Origin of the sequence: Actinomadura coerulea, from assembly GCF_014208105.1 — a bacterium.
In the GTDB taxonomy this organism is placed as follows: Bacteria; Actinomycetota; Actinomycetes; order Streptosporangiales; family Streptosporangiaceae; genus Spirillospora; species Spirillospora coerulea.
The window spans coordinates 4,729,830-4,744,645 of record NZ_JACHMQ010000001.1; the positions used below are offsets into that span (position 1 = coordinate 4,729,830).

The following is a 14,816-nucleotide window of genomic DNA, read 5'->3' on the forward strand; positions in this document are numbered from 1 at the left end:
GGACCGCGCGTATTCGCCGCGATGACGCCGGATGTTCACACGGCCACCTCTGGTCACGATAAGCACTTCTCTCGCTACTTTGAGTAGCGTAGCCTCGCCTTATGCCCCTCCCCACAGAGCCCATCGGCAGCATCCCGCGTCCCCCGGAACTGCTCACCGCCCCGCCGTCCGAGCTGGCCGCCGCCCAGGACCACGCCGTGCGCGAGACCCTCCGCCGGCTGGAGGAGCTCGGCTCACCGGTGGTGACCGACGGTGAGCAGTCCAAGCCGAGTTTCGCCACCTACCCGATCGCGGGCCTGCCCGACCTGGCCCCCGACGGCGCGGTGATCCCGTTCGCCGACGGGCACCAGCGGCAGCTGCCGCGGCTGACGGCGGGCCCGTTCCGCTACACCGGCCACGCCGTCGACTACCTGCGCGCCGCGCAGCGCCACGCGACCGCGCCGGTCAAGCAGGCCGTGATCGCCCCATCGGCGCTGAGCCTGCTGTACCCGGCCGACGGCATCGACGGCTACCCGCGCGAGATGTTCCTGGACGACCTGGTCGACGAGGCCGAGGCCGACATCCGCTCCTGCCTGGACGCGGGCGCCCACGTGGTGCAGCTCGACTTCACCGACGGCCGGCTCTCTCTCAAGCTCGACCCGAGCGGCGGCGTGCTGGACGCCTTCATCGCGCTCAACAACCGGGTCCTGGAGCGCTTCTCCGCCGACGAGCGCGCCCGGATCGGCGTGCACGTGTGCCCGGGCGGCGACCTCGACTCCACCCACAGCCTCGACGTCGACTACGCGGGGCTGCTGCCCAAGCTCTTCCAGCTCAGGGCCGGCAACTTCTACCTCCAGCTGGCCAGCGAGCCCGACCCCGACCGGATCCTGGCCATCGTCGCCGGCCACCTGCCCGCGGACGCCCGCGTCTTCGTCGGCGTCGTCGACCCCATCGACCCCCGCGTCGAGACGCCCGAGCAGATCCGCGACCGCGTCCTCGCCGCCGCCCGCCACATCCCCGTCGACCGCCTCGGCACCTGCGACGACTGCGGCTTCTCCCCGTTCGCCGACGACACCTCCACGTCCCGCGACACGGCGTTCGCCAAGATCGCCGCCCGCGTGGAGGGCACGGCCCTGGCCGCCGCCCAACTGGGCGTCTGACCCTTCGTCGGCCTTCCCCCGAGCGGCCTCCCGGAGGTGCGCTCAGGGGGGTGGACGGCGGTCATCGGGAAGGTACCCGCGCCAGTCGGCGTACCGGGTCAGGCCACCGCCGAGCGGCAGCCCGGCCGCCGCGGCGAACGCTCCCTGAAGGGCGCGCCCGATCACGAGGGCCCCGAGACCGGGCGCGGCCCTTCTCTCCGAATATTGACTGGAGGTTTTCCCTCCGTCTATAGGGGTGACCTTGCCGTCTGGGGGTGGCTTCAGTAGCTTTGCCCCTTCGAGACGCCTTCCAGGCGTTTTGTCCCGCCGTGGCGGTTCCGCGCGCGGTGGGGCGGGGTGCCGTCCCCGCGCGACAAGGCCCGGGATCCCTCAGCGACCGGGCCCCACATCGTCAGCGCCGCTGCCTCTCAGCGGCACCCGCCGAGTCCGCCGTGGGGCGGAGCCGGGGACCCAACCCGAACTGGGGTGAATCGGCCTGCTCAGGCCGTAGGGCGACTTCCACGTCCGAACCCGTCAGCTAACCCGGTAGGCGGCACATGGAAGCAAGGAGCCCCCCTTGAAAGGCAAGCACGACAAGCGGTCGCGTGTCCTCCGGCCAGGCCCCTGGGCCACCGTCACGCTGACGGGTCTCGCCGTCTTCGGCGCGACGGCGGCCATGCCGACGACCTTGCAGCACGCGTCCACCGAGACGGTCGCCGCCGTCCAGACCGTCCCGCAGCAGCAGGCCGCGCCGCGGCAGGCGGCACCGCAGGACCAGGTCAGAGCACAGGCCGAGGTCCTGAAGGAGTTCAAGCCCCAGGCGAAGGCCACGCCCTCGGCGAAGGCCGAGCCCCGGAAGCCGGCAGCCGAGCCGAAGTCGGACGCGCGGTCCAAGGTCGTCGCCCGGGCCAGGACCTGGCATCCGCACACCGGCCAGCGGGTCCCCTACAGCCAGACCAGCACGCACAACGGCTACCGCACCGACTGTTCGGGCTACGTCTCCATGGCGCTGGGACTGCCCAAGCCCGGGACCAACACCGTCGGCCTCACCTCGTCGCGGTACACCGAGCGCATCGAGATGTCCGAGTTGAAGAAGGGCGACCTCGTCATGGACGCCCTCGGCAGCAACACCACCCGGCACGTCGTCATCTTCGAGAAGTGGGCCGACAAGGAGCACTCGTCGTACTGGGCCTACGAGCAGCGCGGCCGGTACGGTACCGACCACCGGACGCTCGACTACGGGCTGTCCTCGGGCGACGAGTACAAGGCGTACCGGCCGACCTCCCTCAAGTAGGCCGTCCCTGCAAGACGCCCGGCACCGGCGGATCGCCGGTGCCGGGCAAAGCCCGCCATGAGGCGGGTCAGACCGAGCGGACGGCCCGCAAGGACTCCTTGAGAGAACCGAGGGTCGAGAAGACGGCCGTGGGTTCGTAGCCGCAGTGGGCCATGCAGTTGGCGCAGCGGGAGTCGCGTCCCCTTCCGTAGGAGTCCCAGTCGGTCTCGTCCAGGAGTTGCTGGTAGGTCTGCGCGTAGCCGTCCGACATCAGGTAGCAGGGACGCTGCCAGCCGAAGAGGGAGTAGGACGGGATCGCCCAGGCCGTGCAGGGAAAGTCGACCTTGCCCTCCAGGAAGTCCAGGAACAGGGGCGAGTGGTTGAAGCGCCACCGCTTGCGGTTGCCGTCCCCGAACGCCTTGCGGAACAGCTCCCGCGTCTCCTGGACGCCGAGGAAGTGGTCCTGGTCGGGCGCCTTGTCGTAGGCGTAGCCCGGCGAGATCATCATCTCGTCGACCCCGAGGTCGTCGTTGAGGTAGTTCATGACGTCGATGACGGTCTGCGGCGTGTCCGTGTTGAAGATGGTCGTGTTGGTGGTGACGCGGAATCCCCGCCGCCGGCATTCCCTGACGGCGGCGACGGCGTCGTCGAAGACACCCTCCTTGCAGACGGACGCGTCGTGGCGTTCCCGCAGCCCGTCGATGTGCACCGCCCACGCGAAGTACGGCGACGGCGCGAACTTGTCGATCTTCTTGGGGATCAGCAGCGCGTTCGTGCACAGGAAGACGAACTTCTTGCGCCGGACGAGCTCGTGCACCAGCTCGTCGATCTGCGGGTGCATGAGCGGCTCGCCGCCCGCTATGGAGACCATCGGCGCGCCGCACTCCTCGATGGCGGCGAGGGCCTGCTCGACCGGCATGCGCTTCTTCAGCACGTCGTGCGGGTGCTGGATCTTCCCGCAGCCGGCGCAGGCGAGGTTGCAGGCGAACAGGGGCTCCAACTCGACGATGAGGGGGAACTTCTCCCTGCCGCGCAGCTTGTTGCGGAGGATGTGGCCCCCGATGCGAAGGCTCTGGCGGAGCGGCATGCTCATGGTGTCCGGACCTCCTTGTGCAGGGTGAACTCGGTGGCCTCCACCGGCTCGCGCGCCCGCCTCATGCCGCGCCGTCCAGGTAGCGGCCGAGGGCGCTCAACGGGAAGACCAGGCGGTACAGGTGGTAGTTGATGTAGAAGTCGCCGGGGAAGCCGGTGCCGGTGAACTGGTCCTCGTCCCAGTTGCCGTCCGGGCGCTGGTGGTCGACGAGCCACCGCACGCCCGCGTCCACGGCCGGGGTGCGCTCGCCTGCGGCGAGCAGCGCCAGCAGCGCCCAGGCCGTCTGCGACGGGGTGGACTCGCCCCGCCCGATCCACGCGGGGTCGTCGTAGGAGCGCAGGTCCTCGCCCCAGCCGCCGTCGGGGTTCTGGTGGTCCTCCAGCCAGACCACGGCGCGACGGATCGCGGGCTTGCCGGGACGGACCCCGGCCGCGACGAGCGCGGGCACCACGCTGCCCGTCCCGTAGACGTGGTTCGCCCCCCACCGCCCGAACCATGAGCCGTCCGCCTCCTGCGCCCTGAGGAGCCAAACGACGCCGCGCCTGACCACGGCCGACTCCGCGAGGCCCTCCTTCGACAGCGCCTCGACGACATGGGCGGTGACGTCGGCGGACGGCGGGTCGATGACGGCGCCGAAGTCGCAGAACGGCAGCTTGGTGCACAGCTCGCGGGTGTTGTCGGCGTCGAAGGCTCCGAAGCCGCCGTCGCGCGACGCCATCCCCTCCAGCCAGCGGACCGCCCGCCTGATCGGCTCCTCCGCCGCCGGGAAGGCGGCCCTGCGCAGCGCCAGGATGGCCTCGGCGGTGTCGTCGGTGTCGGGGTAGACGTCGTTGTCGAACTCGAACGCCCAGCCGCCCGGCGGGACGTCCGGCCGCTTCACCGCCCAGTCCCCCGGCCCCCGGACCTCCTCGCCGACGACCCATTCGGCCGCCCGCAGCAGGGCGGGGTGGTCGGCGGCCGCGCCCGCGTCGGCGAGCGCGTTCATGGCGAGCACCGTGTCCCAGACAGGTGACTGGCACGCCTCGATCCGGCGTCCCTTCCCGTCGCGGATCGTGAAGCGTTCGAGGCCGTCCAGACCGCGCCTGATGACCGGATGGCCGAGGCCGTAGCCGAGCTCGTGCAGCGCCATCAGCGAGTACACCCACGGCGGCTGGATGCCGCCCCAGCAGCCGTCGGCCTCCTGCCTGGCGATGATCCAGTCGGCGGCCCGGCGCAGCGCCGCGCGGCGCAGCGGGCGCACCGGCCGCCGCTCGTACACGTGCAGGACGCGGTCGAGGGCGCCGAACGCCGCCCCCCAGCCGCGGGCGTCCTTGGCCGGCATCACGCCGCAGCGCAGTTCGGGCAGGTCGAACGGCAGCGCCCGGACCGGGCGCAGCGACCCGAGGACCGTCAGCGGGACGATCGTCTGCCGCGCCCAGCACGCCCAGTCGTAGACGTTCAGCGGGACGCGGCTCGGCAGGAACATCAGCTCGGGCGGCATGACGGGCAGGTGGTCCCAGGACCACTGGCCGAACAGCGCCAGCCAGAAGCGGGTGAAGACGCGGCTGCCCTCGATCCCGCCCGCCTCGCGCACGTACGCGGCGGCCCTGCGCATGTGCCCGGCGTCCACCGGGTCACCGGCGAACCTCAGCGCGACGTACGCCTCGATCGTCGTGGACAGGTCGGCGGGGCCGCCGTGAAAGTTCGCCCAGGTGCCGTCGTCGCGCTGCCGGGAGCGGATCCAGCGCGCCGCGTCCTTGGTGTCGGCGTCGGAGCGGATGCCGAGGAACTGGCGGAGCAGCAGGTCCTCGGCGTCCATGGTGACGTTGGTCTCCAGCTCGGCCTTCCACCAGCCCCCGGGCGACTGCAGGCCGATGAGGCGGTCGCGGGCGGCCTCGGCGGCGACGGCGGCCGCGCCGGTGAGTCCGGACACGTCGGTGGTGGTCATGCAGCGCTTCCCTTCTCGCCGGCGCGGCGGGGTCAGTGGTCGCGGGAGGTGACGAACAGCGCGATGTCGCGGAACTCGGCGGCCACGGCGCCGTCCATGCCCGAGTCGCCGAGGTGGCGCCCGGCGGCGGCGACGCGGCGGTCGGCCTCGGCGGAGGCCCAGTCGCGCCCGCCCGCCGCCTCGACGAGACGGGCCATCTCCCGCAGCGCGTCCCCGGACGGCGGCCCGGGGGCGGCGTACAGCGCGGCGAGCCGCCGCGACTCGGGGCGCCCGGCGTTCAGCGCGTACACCACCGGCAGCGACTTCTTGCGCGCCCGCAGGTCGGCCAGGACGGGCTTGCCGGTCGCGTCCGGGCTGCCCCAGATGCCGAGCAGGTCGTCGACGAGCTGGAACGCCAGGCCCATCTCGGCGCCGAAGCCGGTCAGGTGCGTGACGAGCCGGGCGGGGCCCTCGGCCAGCATCGCCCCGATCGAGCAGGCGCAGGCGAGCAGCGCGCCCGTCTTGTCCGCCGCCATCGCCAGGCACTCGTCGAGGGCCACGTCGTCGCGCTGCTCGAACCCGATGTCGAGCGCCTGGCCCGCGATGAGGCGCTGCGTCGCGGCGGTCAGCGCGCGCGCCGCCCAGTGGGCGCCGCGCGTCCGCCGCTCCAGGAGCAGGTTCTCCGACAGCGCCATCAGCGCGTCGCCGCCGAGGATGGCGGCGGACGGGCCGAACACCGTCCACGCGGCGGGACGGTGCCGGCGGGTCCGGTCGCCGTCCATGATGTCGTCGTGCAGCAGCGAGAACGCGTGCACGAACTCGACGGCGACGGCGCCGGGCAGCGCCGTCTCCTCGGACGCGCCGGCGGCACGCGCGGACAGCAGCGCCAGCGCGGGGCGCAGCGCCTTGCCGCCCGCGGCGGCGGGCTCGCCGTTCTCGTCGGTCCACCCGAGGTGGTAGGCGACGACGCGGCGGGTCCACGGGTCGAGCCGCTCCGCGGACGCGCGCATGGCCCGGTCGACCAGGGCGCGCCCGCTGGTGATCGAGGTAGGAACGGTCATCGGCCGCTCCCCCCGTCCGGGGCCGTCCGGTGCAGGTGGCGGCGGACGAGGCGGGCCGCGGTGAGGCCGCTGCGCACGGCTCCCTCCATCGTGTCGGGCCAGCCCGTGTCCGTCCACGCGCCGGCGAGGAACAGCCACGGCAGCCGGGTCGCGGACGCGGGACGCAGCGCGTCGCTGCCGGGGCTCTGGCGGAACGTCGCGTGCCGCTCCCGTGTCACGAAGAAGTCGGTGACGCGGGCGCGCCGGGCGGCGGGGAACAGCCGCTCCAGCTCGGCGAGGTAGACCGCGCGCAGCCCGGCGGTGGGCGTGTCGATCCAGCGGTCCGCCGCCGAGACCGAGACCGCCAGGTACTGGCCGCCGCCGGTGAGGCCGCTCACCTCGGTGCGGTCGAACACCCACTGGACGGGCGAGCCGACCGCCGCCGCGAACGGCAGGTCCGTGCCGTCCACCCGCAGGACGGGCCGGTCGTAGACGACGTGGACGTTGACGATCGGGCTTGAGCCGAGGCCGCCCCAGCCCGCCCGGCCGGGGGCCGCCTCCTCGGGGACGAGCGCGGCCGCCGCCCGGTGGGGCACGGCGACGACGACGGCGTCGGCGCCGACCGGGGAGCCGTTCACGACGAGCTTCGGACCGGCGTCGATCGCCGTCACCTTCGCGTTCAGATGGATCCGGCCGCCGTCCCGCTCGATCCTGGCGGCCGGGAGCGTGCCGTGCAGGTCGCCGAGCGGGACGGTGGGCACGCCGATGTCGGCGGCGTCCGGGCGTCCGAGGAGCGCGGTCCGGCACACGAACGCGGCGGGGCCGAGCGCGGCGCCGTCCAGGCGGGCGTTGAGCGCGGCCATGACGAACAGCTCCCAGAGCGCCTCGCGCGCCCAGGGCCCCTGCCCGTGCTCGGCGAGCCAGGTGCACATGCTGATCCGCTCGTGCGACGGGTCGGCCGGGTCGAGCCGGTCGAGCGCCAGCGACGCGCCGGCCGCCCGCAGCCGGTCCGACGTCGGGAGCAGCCTGTACCCGGCGAGCGCGGGCAGCAGGTGCAGCGGCCCCGGGGCCTTCGCACGGCGGAGCCGTCCGGCGCGGCCGTCCGGGGTCAGGACGCGGACGTCGAAGCGGTCCTGGACGCGGACGCGGTCCAGCGCGTCCAGCCGGGCGAGCAGCCCCCGGTACGCCGAGCAGCACCTGAGGAAGATGTGCTGCCCGTTGTCGACCGTCAGGCCGTCCCGCGGGAACGAGTGGGTGGCGCCGCCGAGCCGGGGGCGCGCCTCGTAGATCGTCGCGCGTATCCCCGTCTCCTGGAGCGCCAGCGCGGTGGTGACCCCGGCGAGCCCGCCGCCGACGATCGCGACCTCCGGCGGGCCGCCGTCGCGGGCGCTCACCGGTGGATCCCGGCCATCGCCATGGCGGACACGGTCGCCTTCTCCCAGGCGGGCAGGGACGTCCGCGTCTCCAGCGCGGTGAGCGGGTCGGCGGTGATGCGCCGGAGCAGGTGCAGGTAGATGCCCGCCATCGCGCCCGCGCAGGCGGCGCTGCGCCGGTCGAGCATGGGCAGCAGCTTCAGGCCGTCGGCGTACCACCGCCCCGCCCGGTCGGCCTCGAAGCGGATGAGGCCGGTCAGGCGGTCCGGGTCGTCGGTGGTCCGGCCCGCCTCGTCGCGCCTCAGGGTGCACCCGAACCGGGCGAGGTCCTTGGCGGGGAGGTAGACGCGGCCGTTCGCCCCGTCCTCCCGGACGTCGCGGAGGATGTTCGTCAACTGGAGCGCGACGCCGAGCGCGTCGGCGCGCGGCACGGCCGTGGCGGGGTCGGCCGTCCCGAACACGCCGAGCGACAGGCGGCCGACGGAGCCGGCGACGCAGCGGCAGTACCAGAGGAGGTCGTCGAAGGTGTCGTAGGCCTCGCCGCGCACGTCGGCCTCGCAGCCGTCGATCAGCTCGCCGAACGCGTCGAGCGGGACCGAGTGGCGGCGGGCCGCGTCGGCCAGCGCGACCAGCACCGGGTCGGAGGGATGGGCGCCGGGGTCGGCGAGCCGCGCCCGCTCGCCGGCGAGCTTCGCGAGCCGGTCCGCCACCGGGGCGCCGTGGTCGTCGCCGATGTCGTCGATCCGCCGGGCGAACGCGTACACGGCGCTGAGGGCCCGCCGTTTGGGCGGGGGAAGCAGCCGGATCCCGTACGAGAAGTTGCGCGCCTGGGAGCGCACGACGCTCTCGCAGTGCCGGTAGGCGGTGGATGCGTCCATCTAGACTGCCCTTCTCCTTCCCATGGTCCGCGACCACTCGGCGAGCAGCCGCACCTTCCTCGGCCGCGGCGGGCCCGGCAGGACGTCGTAGGCGGCGCGCTCCAGCGCGTCGAGTGCGGCGAGGCCGCCCGCGACGTACCCGGCGACGGCGATCCGCGCGAACCCCTGGAGCCCGCCGGTGAGGGCGGCGCCCTCGGTGAGCATGCGCCGCGCCCGCCTCGCCTGGAGCGCCACGACGCCGCGCAGCCGGGTCGGGGTGGCGAGGGCGGTGAGGTCGTCCTCGGTGCACCCGAACCGCCGCAGGTCGTCCGCCGGGAGGTAGACGCGCCCGTTGCGGTGGTCCTCGCCGACGTCCTGGCAGTGCTCGATGATCTGCAGCGCGGAGCACACCTTGTCCGACAGGCGCAGCCGGTCCGGCGTGGCGGCGCCGAACACGTGCAGGACGATGTGCCCGACCGGGTCGGCGGACAGCGCGCAGTAGCCGAGGAGGTCGTCGAACGTCGCGTAGCGGGTGACCTCCTGGTCCCGGCGGTTGGCCTGGACCAGGCGGCGGAACGGCTCGGCGGGGACGCGGCGGGCGACGATCGTCCCGGCCAGGTCGCGCAGCACCGGCAGTTCCGGACGCTCCCCCGCGTAGACGCGGTCGAGGTCGCGCTCGACGAGGTCGAGGAGGCCGGCGCGCTCGCCCGGCGGCGCCTCGTCCCCGATGTCGTCGACCAGCCGGGCGTACCCGTACACGTTCAGCAGGTGCGCGCGGTGGCGTGCGGGCAGCAGCCGGGAGGCGACGGGGAAGTTCTCCCCGGACTGCAGTTCGGTTCTCGCCCGGCGTTCCTCGGTGGCGTTCTGCAAACGCTCGCTGACGGACATGGTGTTCCCCCTGGGGCGATGGCGGCGCGGGGGCGTACATCGATGGCCGTTAACCGGGTGACCGACCGGTGAACATGGCCGTCGACGGGGCCCATGATGCGTACGTCCCCGATCGACCGCGCGGAGCCCCCCGAATTTCCGTCCTTTATGAGAATAGGCCGGAAGTGGTCAGGCGGGAACAGGGAATCGGGATCCCCGGCGATCACCGGTGGCCGTCGCGCATTCACCGGTGAACGATCACGGCACCGCCGGAACGGGATCCGCGATCCGGACGGAACGGGCGGCGGCCGGATCAGTAGGTGGCGAGGATTCCCGCGAGTATCCGGGGCGTCTGCTCGGGCGGTGCGGCCTCGGTGACGAGCGTGTTGAAAATGTGCCAGTGGTGCTCGATCTCGGCGCGCCGCATCGGGTAGACGGCATTGTCGGGACGCTCCAGATAGACCATGTCCTGGAGGCCCTGCTGGGGGAAGCGGACGAGGGTGAGCGACCCGTCGCCGGCCACCTGGCCGGAGATGCCGAGGGGCGCGATCTGGATGGTGACGTTCGGCCGCCTGCACTGCTCGATGATGTGCCGGATCTGCATGCGCATCGTGTCGGGCGCGCAGGCGGGGCGCCACAGCGCCCCCTGGTCCAGCACGACCCAGAGGTTCAGGGGACGGGGCCGGCGGCGCAGGACGCGCTGCCGCCGCATCCGGAACTCCACGCGCCGCTCCACCTCGTCCTCGGACTCGGGGTGCAGGAGGCGGAACAGGCCGCGGGCGTAGTCCTCGGTCTGGAGCAGGCCGGGGACGAACTGGGTCTCGAACGTGCGGACCAGCTTGGCCGCCTGCTCGGCGCTGAGGTAGTCGCGGACCCAGCGCGGCACGATGTCGCCGTCGCCGTGCCACCAGGGCCGCGCGCCGGTCTGCTCGGCCAGGGCGAGCAGGGTCGCGCGCTCGCCGGGGTCGGTGCCGTAGCGGTCGAGCAGGCCGGCGACGTCGCGGAGCTTGGCACGGGTGCGGCCCTGCTCCAGCCTGGCGATCTTCGACTCGGACGCGCCGATCGCCAGGCCCGCCCCGGGCCGGGCCAGCCGGGCCGCCTCCCGCAGCTCGCGGAGCCGCTTGCCGAGCAGCATGCGCGGGACGAGCGGGTCGCCCTGCGCGCGGGCCGCGCCGGCCGGGGCGGATCGTCCGGGCTGCGGTTTCCTGCTGCCGGTGATCGTGACGGAGGCCAAGGGGGCTCCTCATCGGAGACGGCATGACGACCGCTCCGACTATAGTTTACGCTGCGCGTCGGAGATAAGACCGTATGTTACCTACCGTCCCGGCCACGTGGCCGGGGCCCCGGAGGCGGTTCCCGCACGGCGCGTCAGGGTTTACGGGCCACCCCGCACCTGGTCGGCAGGCTCTCACCCTCGATCGGCCCCACTTCGGGGCGCCACGCCCCGCTCGTCACCAGCCCCGGCTCCTCCAGTTCGAGGCCGTCGAAGTAGCCGCGGATGAACTCGGGGCCGCGCAGCCGGAACGGGTTCGCGCCGGTGTCGTCGTAGGCGCGCTGCGCCGCGTTGAACTTCTCGTTCTCGTCGGTGGAGTCGTGCAGGATGAGGTAGCTGCCGGACGGGAGCGGGTCCATCAGCCCGCGGACGACGCCGTACGCCTCGTCGGGGTCGACGATGTGCCCCAGCACGCCGATGATCATCAGGCCGACGGGCTGGGACAGGTCCAGCAGCGCCGAGGCCCGATCCATGATCGTCTTCGGGTCGTGCAGGTCGCAGTCGATGTAGGCGGTGCGGCCCTCGTTCATCAGGGCGCGGGCGTGGGCGAGGACGAGCGGGTCGTTGTCGACGTAGACGACCTTGGAGTCGGGAGCGGCGCGGCGGGCCATCTCGTGGGTGTTGTCGACGGTGGGCAGGCCGGTGCCGCAGTCCATGAACTGGCGGATCCCCCGCTCGCGGGCCAGGAACCGGATCGCCCGGTCCATGAAGTACCGGCCCGCGCGGGCGATCTCCACGATGCCCGGGTACAGCGAGACGTACTGGTCGCCGGCGAGCCGGTCGACCTCGTAGTTGTCGGTCCCCCCGAGCCAGTAGTTCCAGATCCGCGCCGACTGCGGGACCTCGGTGTTGATCTTGGTGTCCGATCCCTTTCCCGGGCCCCGGGTGGTATCCGTCATGTGTGACGCTCCTTCCAGCAGGTACGGGAACCTCTCGCGGCAAACCTAGACCCCGCGCCCCGCAGGCGGCCGGAAAAGCGGAATTCGGGCCTGTCCGCATACCAATTCGGGACGATAACGAATACGCAGGGTGGCCAAAACCCCGGAAATCGCCGTGGCGCATGCGCCGGGTGTGACGAAAGCAGCACTTGCCGTACGGATATGGATCGGTGGCCGCGCCGCCATGACGACCCGGTCGGCGATCACGAAAAGACACCCTCTCGCCTTTTCAGGGTTTTGCCGCACCGAGCGGCCCGCATGACCGAAGACCCTAGGCCTATAAAGCCGCCCAAATCGGGCCATTTACGGACGCCGACCGCTGGCACCCCAGCTGATCAGACGCTTCTTGAATGCGGCGTTTCAGACATTCACCTCGTCCAGCGCGAGACGACCCGCCGGGCCCGCTCTCAGCGGCCCGCCCAGACGGCGATCGCGAGCGCCACCCGGTCCTCGAATCGCATCGGGTCGCGGCCGGTCAGCGACTCGATCCGGGACATCCGGTGGCGCAGGGTGTTGGGGTGCAGGAACAGGGCCCGCGACGTCGCGCCGACCGCGCCGCCCATGTCCAGGAAGGTGCGCAGCGTCTCGACGAGGCGGGTGCCGTGCGCGGCGTCGTACTCGCTCAGCGGCCGGGCGATCTGCTCGGTGAACGGGGCCAGCTGGTCGCGGTCGAGGCGGCCGAGGAGGGCCTGGAAGGTGGCGAGGTCGGCGGCGTGCACGACCCCGCCGGTGCGGCGGGCGGTGTCCAGCGCGCTGAGGCTCTCGGCGAGCGAGACCGGCAGGTGCTCCAGCGGGCCGGGGCTGCCGACGCCGGCGGGCTCGGTCCAGGCGTGGGCATCGTTGGTGACCAGCAGGGCCGCGTGGTCGTCCAGGCCGAGGACGCCGGGCAGTTCCTCCTCGACCGGGCCGTCCATCGCGATCACCAGCAGGGACTCGGGGTCGAGCCCGGCGTCGTCGATCCGGGGGCGCAGGGCCTCGGCGGACGCGAGCCCGTCGCGCACCATGCGCAGCAGCCGCCCGGTCTCCTCCCGCTCGTGCCGCTCGTCGCCCACGGACGCGAGCCGCTCGGCGAACCACTCGGTGAACCCCAGGAACGGGACCTCCGGCGGCACCTCCAGCAGCGGGAGGCCAACGCGGTCGCAGGCGCCGCGCAGCTCATCGGGGACGGCGTCGGTGACGTCGCCGACGCCGTAGCCGATGGCGCTCGCGCGGCCGGCCTTGACCGAACCGGCGAACGCGGCGCACGCGCCCGCGTCCCGCAGCGACGCGCCGACCGTCAGCACGATCTCGTGCCCGTGCAGGTAGGGGCCGGGGTCGAGGAGCTCGGTGGAGTGCGCCCAGCGGACCGGGCGGTCGAGGCCGTCCTGCCCGGCGACCAGGCGCAGCCGGAAGCGCGGCACCTCGAGGAGCTGCCGGACGGTCAGGTGCGGCAGCGCGGAATCGCTGGTCACAGCCTCACCTTCTCACCCCGCCCGGGCACCCTCCCGCGCCCGTGACCGTGATTTGGGCAAGTGCACGAAAGGTCGGGCGCGTCGCGGTGGGTTCGGCCAAGAAATCCTCATGACGCTTGTCACCAGCGGTTATGCCGGGTTTGCCTGGTGCTTTCGGAAGGTTGCGAGGTGATCTCATGGACGGGCGGGTCGCGCTGGTCACCGGGGCGGCCGGCGGTGTGGGCGGCGCCCTGGTGCGCGAGCTGGCGGGGCGCGGCTGGCGGACGGCGGGCCTCGACCTGCGCCAGGCCCCGGACACCGACCACTCGGTGAGCGTGGACATGGCGGAACCCGCGCAGGTGCGCGCGGCGGTCCGGCGGATCGAGCGGGAGCTCGGCCCGGTGGAGGCGGCGGTGAGCGCGGCCGGGCACCACATGATCGTTCCGGTGTCCGACATCGCCTGGCCCGACTGGCGGCGGATGCTGCGGGTGCACCTCGGCGGCGTGGTGAACATGTGCGCGGCCCTCGCGCCGGGGATGGCCGAGCGGGGCCGGGGCAGCATGGTGGCGGTCGCCTCCCACCTCGCCGTCGGCGGCGCGAGCGCCGAGGCGCACTACGCGGCGGCCACCGGAGCGGTGCTCGGGTTCGTCCGGTCGCTGGCGGCGGAACTCGGACCGTCCGGGGTACGGGTGAACGCGGTGGCGCCCGGCCCGACCGACACGCCGATGCTCCCCTACGACTCGCCCTGGCGCAGGCCGTCCTATCTGCAGGGCGTGCCGGCCGGGCGGCTGACGTCCCCGGAGGAGGTCGCGCTCGCCGCCGCCTACCTCATCGAGGACGGCACGTTCTGCACCGGCGAGGTCGTGTCCCCGAACGCGGGGACGGTGGTCTGATGACGATCGCGCTGATCACCGGGGCGGCCGGCGGGCTCGGCGGGGCGGTGGCGCGCCGGCTCGCGGCCGACGGACGCCTGGTCGTCCTCAACGACCGTCCCGGGCGGGACGTGGCCGGGCTCGCCGCCGAGCTGAACGGCGTCGCCGCGCCGGCCGACGTCTCCGACCCGGCGGCGGTCACCGCGATGGTGGCGGAGGTCGAGCGCCGTACGGGCGGGCAGATCGCGCTCCTCGTCACCTGCGCCGGACGGCTGCAGATGGCTCCGTTCACCGGGTCGGAGGACCTCGACGACTGGTGGCGGACGATCGACCTCGACCTCGGCGGGACGTTCGCCTGCGCGCAGGCCGTGATGCCGGGCATGGTCGAGCGCGGCGGCGGCCGGATGGTGTTCATCGCGTCCGAGTGGGGCGTGGTCGGATGGCCGGACGCGAGCGCCTACTCGGCGTCCAAGGCGGGCGTCGTCGCGCTCGCCAAGTCGCTCGGCCGCGAACTCGCCCCGCTCGGCATCGCGGTGAACGCCGTCGCGCCGGGCGCGATAGACACGCCGCTGCTGGAGGCGGACGCGGCCGCCGCCGGGGTGCCCGTCGAGGAGATCCGCGCCCGGTACGCCGCCCGGACGCCGCTCGGCCGGATCGCGACCCCCGAGGAGGTCGCGGCGGCGGTCTCGTTCCTGGCCGACGAGCGCCTCCCGACGCTCGTCGGCCAGATCCTCCACGTCAACGGCGGCACCACCCGCTCCCGCGCCTGACCGAGG

13 protein-coding genes and 1 riboswitch are annotated in these 14,816 nt (G+C 73.3%); of the genes, 4 read left to right on the forward strand and 9 right to left on the reverse strand.

Annotation, left to right across the window (positions count from 1 at the left end; all coding sequences use genetic code 11):
- The first annotated feature begins 101 nt into the window (after positions 1–101).
- Positions 102–1,139 carry a cobalamin-independent methionine synthase II family protein gene (locus tag BKA00_RS21720; protein ID WP_185027738.1) on the forward strand — a complete coding sequence of 346 codons (1,038 nt, stop codon included), beginning with the start codon at positions 102–104 and terminating at the stop codon, positions 1,137–1,139.
- A 408-nt stretch (positions 1,140–1,547) separates the two neighbouring features.
- A riboswitch (cyclic di-AMP (ydaO/yuaA leader) is annotated at positions 1,548–1,686 on the forward strand.
- Positions 1,687–1,695: 9 nt separating this feature from the next.
- Entirely contained in the window at positions 1,696–2,412 is a 717-nt protein-coding gene (locus BKA00_RS21725) for a C40 family peptidase (protein WP_185027740.1), read from the forward strand.
- 67 nt (positions 2,413–2,479) lie between these two features.
- On the opposite strand, the gene hpnH is transcribed toward BKA00_RS21725, so the two are convergent.
- The 9 genes from hpnH to BKA00_RS21760 all read right to left on the reverse strand — a co-directional run bounded on the left by hpnH (position 2,480) and on the right by BKA00_RS21760 (position 13,189).
- Positions 2,480–3,484 (reverse strand): adenosyl-hopene transferase HpnH, encoded by a 1,005-nt coding sequence (gene hpnH / locus BKA00_RS21730; RefSeq protein ID WP_185027742.1) that lies wholly within the window; start codon positions 3,482–3,484, stop codon positions 2,480–2,482.
- A gap of 61 nt (positions 3,485–3,545) precedes the next feature.
- On the reverse strand, positions 3,546–5,411 hold the full coding sequence (gene shc / locus BKA00_RS21735) for a squalene--hopene cyclase (protein WP_185027744.1): 1,866 nt from the start codon (positions 5,409–5,411) through the stop codon (positions 3,546–3,548).
- A gap of 32 nt (positions 5,412–5,443) precedes the next feature.
- Positions 5,444–6,451 carry a polyprenyl synthetase family protein gene (locus BKA00_RS21740; RefSeq protein ID WP_185027746.1) on the reverse strand — a complete coding sequence of 336 codons (1,008 nt, stop codon included), beginning with the start codon at positions 6,449–6,451 and terminating at the stop codon, positions 5,444–5,446.
- On the reverse strand, positions 6,448–7,824 hold the full coding sequence (hpnE, locus tag BKA00_RS38335; RefSeq protein ID WP_230298649.1) for a hydroxysqualene dehydroxylase HpnE: 1,377 nt from the start codon (positions 7,822–7,824) through the stop codon (positions 6,448–6,450). Before hpnE ends, BKA00_RS21740 begins: the two co-directional genes overlap by 4 nt.
- The gene (gene hpnD / locus BKA00_RS38340) at positions 7,821–8,681 is read right to left on the reverse strand and encodes a presqualene diphosphate synthase HpnD (protein WP_221493251.1); all 861 of its coding nucleotides are present in this window, start codon (positions 8,679–8,681) and stop codon (positions 7,821–7,823) included. The genes hpnE and hpnD overlap by 4 nt, the downstream gene beginning before the upstream one ends.
- Positions 8,682–9,548, reverse strand: a complete 867-nt coding sequence (hpnC, locus tag BKA00_RS38345; RefSeq protein ID WP_221493252.1) for a squalene synthase HpnC — start codon at positions 9,546–9,548, stop codon at positions 8,682–8,684.
- 292 nt (positions 9,549–9,840) lie between these two features.
- Complete coding sequence (locus tag BKA00_RS21750; RefSeq protein ID WP_230298650.1) at positions 9,841–10,761, reverse strand: helix-turn-helix domain-containing protein; 921 nt, start codon at positions 10,759–10,761, stop codon at positions 9,841–9,843.
- 134 nt (positions 10,762–10,895) lie between these two features.
- Complete coding sequence (locus BKA00_RS21755) at positions 10,896–11,699, reverse strand: SAM-dependent methyltransferase (protein ID WP_185027748.1); 804 nt, start codon at positions 11,697–11,699, stop codon at positions 10,896–10,898.
- Between the two features lie 446 nt (positions 11,700–12,145).
- Positions 12,146–13,189: a PucR family transcriptional regulator gene (locus BKA00_RS21760; protein ID WP_185027750.1), complete on the reverse strand. Its 1,044-nt coding sequence runs from the start codon at positions 13,187–13,189 to the stop codon at positions 12,146–12,148.
- Positions 13,190–13,365: 176 nt separating this feature from the next.
- On the opposite strand from BKA00_RS21760, the gene BKA00_RS21765 reads away from it, so the two are divergent.
- Positions 13,366–14,061: an SDR family NAD(P)-dependent oxidoreductase gene (locus tag BKA00_RS21765; RefSeq protein ID WP_185027752.1), complete on the forward strand. Its 696-nt coding sequence runs from the start codon at positions 13,366–13,368 to the stop codon at positions 14,059–14,061.
- The gene (locus BKA00_RS21770; RefSeq protein ID WP_185027754.1) at positions 14,061–14,810 is read left to right on the forward strand and encodes an SDR family NAD(P)-dependent oxidoreductase; all 750 of its coding nucleotides are present in this window, start codon (positions 14,061–14,063) and stop codon (positions 14,808–14,810) included. The genes BKA00_RS21765 and BKA00_RS21770 overlap by 1 nt, the downstream gene beginning before the upstream one ends.
- The last annotated feature ends 6 nt before the right edge of the window (positions 14,811–14,816 follow it).

What these genes read in the sequence shown, in the direction of transcription:
- BKA00_RS21720 (WP_185027738.1), top strand. Translation starts at nt 102, where the DNA reads ATGCCCCTCCCCACAGAGCCCATCGGCAGCATCCCGCGTCCCCCGGAA.
- hpnH (WP_185027742.1), bottom strand. Translation starts at nt 3,484, where the DNA reads ATGAGCATGCCGCTCCGCCAGAGCCTTCGCATCGGGGGCCACATCCTC.
- shc (WP_185027744.1), bottom strand. Translation starts at nt 5,411, where the DNA reads ATGACCACCACCGACGTGTCCGGACTCACCGGCGCGGCCGCCGTCGCC.
- BKA00_RS21740 (WP_185027746.1), bottom strand. Translation starts at nt 6,451, where the DNA reads ATGACCGTTCCTACCTCGATCACCAGCGGGCGCGCCCTGGTCGACCGG.
- hpnD (WP_221493251.1), bottom strand. Translation starts at nt 8,681, where the DNA reads ATGGACGCATCCACCGCCTACCGGCACTGCGAGAGCGTCGTGCGCTCC.
- hpnC (WP_221493252.1), bottom strand. Translation starts at nt 9,548, where the DNA reads ATGTCCGTCAGCGAGCGTTTGCAGAACGCCACCGAGGAACGCCGGGCG.
- BKA00_RS21755 (WP_185027748.1), bottom strand. Translation starts at nt 11,699, where the DNA reads ATGACGGATACCACCCGGGGCCCGGGAAAGGGATCGGACACCAAGATC.
- BKA00_RS21765 (WP_185027752.1), top strand. Translation starts at nt 13,366, where the DNA reads ATGGACGGGCGGGTCGCGCTGGTCACCGGGGCGGCCGGCGGTGTGGGC.
- BKA00_RS21770 (WP_185027754.1), top strand. Translation starts at nt 14,061, where the DNA reads ATGACGATCGCGCTGATCACCGGGGCGGCCGGCGGGCTCGGCGGGGCG.